This window comes from Zooshikella ganghwensis DSM 15267 (assembly GCF_000428585.1).
In the GTDB taxonomy this organism is placed as follows: Bacteria; Pseudomonadota; Gammaproteobacteria; order Pseudomonadales; family Zooshikellaceae; genus Zooshikella; species Zooshikella ganghwensis.
Genome location: NZ_AUAF01000284.1, coordinates 1 through 3,198, shown reverse-complemented (window position 1 = coordinate 3,198; position 3,198 = coordinate 1). Strand labels below are relative to the sequence as shown.

Sequence of the window (3,198 nt, the reverse complement as noted above, 5' to 3'; positions counted from 1 at the left end):
CACAGTTTGTGTGTATTATTTAATAGGAACCAAGGCAATGCTCCTCTTCAGTTAGCTAAATTAATAGGCTAAAAAGTCGAGCATCGCGTTATATTTTCATATTTTCTTTACTGTGGGTGTACTCTTTTAAGGGTATACCCCTTGAGAGATTGCATTTTGCCATTGATGTTTTTTTGATTGATCATATCAAGCAAGTTTTCATTAAAAAGCAATCAATACTTTATGTTTTGTTAGCTGATGTTAGGTTGTAGTTAAAGGTATATACTATACCTGTTAATCAATAGCTGTCTTATGCTATATGACAACCTTGTAACAGGTAACACTAGCTTATAGAAAAGATTGAAAATATGTTATACAGCACTTTAATCCCTTGCCTTTTGGCTTAATAAGGAGAGTTGATGGGTAAGTTGTGTCAGGAGTATGCAATAAAGACTGTATGTTATGAATTATAAAGCCTTAGGCAATTTTTCATAAAAACGACATAGTTTAAATAATGAAATAAAACAATCATAATGTCGTCACGGTTATTAAAGGCAATGGAGTGCAAGGGATGGAGCTTGACTATACAAAGATCATTTTACTGGAAGTGGTGGGGGTTGCAGTATGCATGACCTGCTTTGTATTGTATCGCTATTATAAACTATCATCTCATCTTAAAAAGCTCAATTCGGGTGAGGGGAATGATAAGCAACTACTCACTCAACTCGAAAAACATTTAAGTAAATTAGATCATTACGCAGAACTTCCAGAAGAAAAGGAGGTGTCGTCATTTTTAACTGAAGATATTACAAAAGTACATATTTATACTGTTCGCCGAAATGTTATATTAATTGAATTGAGGGCGCTTGAACAAGCAGAGAACTACCCTGACTATGAAAGATTAGCCGGCGAAGGCTACGCTAATTTAATGCAAGAACTTCAAAATGAATGTAAGAAGCTTTTAGCTACTAAGCAAAAAAGCTATGAAGATATAATTGATGAAAGGCTAAAGGAGGTAGAGAATCAGGAATACCGATTTGGTACGATCCCTCTAAGTGCGATTGCTATTGGCCATATGACTAATCAAAGTGCTTATACATTGCTAAAGGCAATTCTAAAACTTGAAAGAGAGTCATTTAGAAAAAGTGATAATACTAGTGAGCAATTTAACGAGTTAATTACTGGTTTAAACCGACTTTTCTCATACATTACTGAGCGATATATAAAACATACAGGAAAAATTGAAGGTACTTTGTCAGAAGAGTACAATAAAATTGTTGTTGAGCAGCATAAACGTGAGATTGCTTTCTATAAAAAAAGAGTTGATTATCTGGAGCGACTGAAAGATTCCTATAAAGCGTATATTCATCAAATGCAAGTTGGGGTAGATCAAGAACAATCTCATAAGATTATACTTAATATGACAAGCTTGATTGATGAAGCTCAAGAGCAAATTAAGCTATTAGAAGAAGAAATTTACAAAGATCATAATTTTATTACTATCTTGAAAAATAAAGTTGTTGCCTTAGAAAGTACATCGTTTAATAGTATGCGTGATGCTGTAAAAGATGATGTGGCAATAAGACGAATGGTTGAAAAAAACAAGCAGGAAACTGAGCAATTATTATCTATGGTTAATCAGCTGGAACTGGAAAATAAAAATCTGTTGATTGATCTTAGTAAAAAGGATGAGAAAATAAAGCGTTTATCAGACAAAACCGATGAAGAAAAAATAAGGCAATCGTATAATAGTGTACTTAACAGGCTAAAGAAAATATCTCACGATTATCGACACTTAGAAAAGCAGTATCTTGATTTAAAAAGTCAACAGTCTCATGTTGGCTAGCCCTTCCCACTTATGTGAATAATATACCCAATACGAATGGTTTTTATACCCCAAGGGCACAAGGGTGCGGCCATCGAGTGACGAAGCCCCATGAGCTTATATTAATAGGTGATTGGGGTGAGGAGTGAAGATAGCAAAACCTAGAAATAATTCGTGAAGGGTATAGTATTATTTTTCATGACGTTAGGATTTGTGCATTACATGTTTAAAAATTGATGTAAGTTAACGTTAGTTGAAAAATGATTACTGTACCTATTGCCTTATCCCAATACGATGTGTTTTATTCCAGCAAAGATATTTAAGTATTAATAGAATGTGTTGGGCTGTATAATGAAACCCGTGCTTTTACTATATTATTCCCGTGATGGTCAAACTAAAAAAATCATGCAGTTTATTGCTCAGCATATGTCGTGTCAGCTATCAACATGTGTCGTAGCACTGACTGCTAACGGTGAGTCAATCAATATAGAAAAGTATTCTGCTGTACTCATAGCGGGTGGAGTAAGACATGGTGCGCACCCAAAAGCCTTAACACGGTGGATTAAAGTGCATAGTCAGCAGTTAGATGCCAAGCAAACAGGGCTTATTTCAGTTAATCTCACAGCCAGAAAAGTTAATCGGGACCAGATAGACTCGAACCCTTATCTGAAAAAGTGGCTTCTAGAGTTGAACTTTCGTCCTGATATGGTGGGTGTTTTTGCAGGAGCACTACAGTATTCTAAATATGCTCTGACTGATAAATTACTCGTTAAACTCATTATGAAGATGACAAATGGTCCTACAGATACAAGTAAGGACTATGAGTTTACAGACTGGTCACAGGTAACAGACTTTTCTAATAAATTTTCTGACTTGATTTTGTCATCGGCATAATTATGCAAAAGCTGCCGCTTCCTTGCGACAGCTTTCTCGATGTGCTTTATCCAGGGGCTGTTAACACTATTTGAGTCAGCACTGCTCTAGCCTTTGTATTAATCAAAATACTCTTGATACACAACCATTTTACTGCTGTCTTCGGTTATCCACTTCTTAATAGCTTTTTTCTTTTCTTGCTCGGAGCTTAAGTAAAAAGCGGCGTCAAGTGTTTTATAGGTTTTGACCTTTTTATTATTTTGGAACCACTTAGCAGCTTCTTGTGTTTTGCTTTTATCTTTATAGGCTGTCCAGGGTGCATTTTCAAAGTCGTATAGTTTTTTGGGTAGTGATAACACATAAGAGCCTTCAACATCATCATTATCCAAGCCACTGTTACCACTGGATGTTATTTTTGCATTAAATCCCTATGTACAGGACAAAACTTTCAGGGAGTGCCGAAATACTGCCAGGTTAACACTTCCTTCTACTAGTACCCTGTGTAAGTAATCAAGCCCTAG

The 3,198-nt window shown here is 35.6% G+C and carries 3 protein-coding genes; 2 read left to right on the top strand and 1 reads right to left on the bottom strand.

All coding sequences use genetic code 11. The features are described from left to right. Positions 1-550: 550 nt before the first annotated feature. Both F607_RS0125900 and hemG read left to right on the top strand, forming a co-directional pair. A complete protein-coding gene (locus tag F607_RS0125900; protein ID WP_027710330.1) occupies positions 551-1,825 on the top strand; it encodes a hypothetical protein in 1,275 nt (424 codons plus the stop codon). Positions 1,826-2,155: 330 nt separating this feature from the next. Beyond that, positions 2,156-2,698, top strand: coding sequence for a menaquinone-dependent protoporphyrinogen IX dehydrogenase (gene hemG, locus F607_RS0125895; RefSeq protein WP_027710329.1), 543 nt, complete (start codon positions 2,156-2,158; stop codon positions 2,696-2,698). 98 nt (positions 2,699-2,796) lie between these two features. Here hemG and F607_RS0125890 read toward each other — a convergent pair whose 3' ends face one another. Then, entirely contained in the window at positions 2,797-3,066 is a 270-nt protein-coding gene (locus tag F607_RS0125890) for a hypothetical protein (RefSeq protein ID WP_027710328.1), read from the bottom strand. Positions 3,067-3,198: the final 132 nt, after the last annotated feature.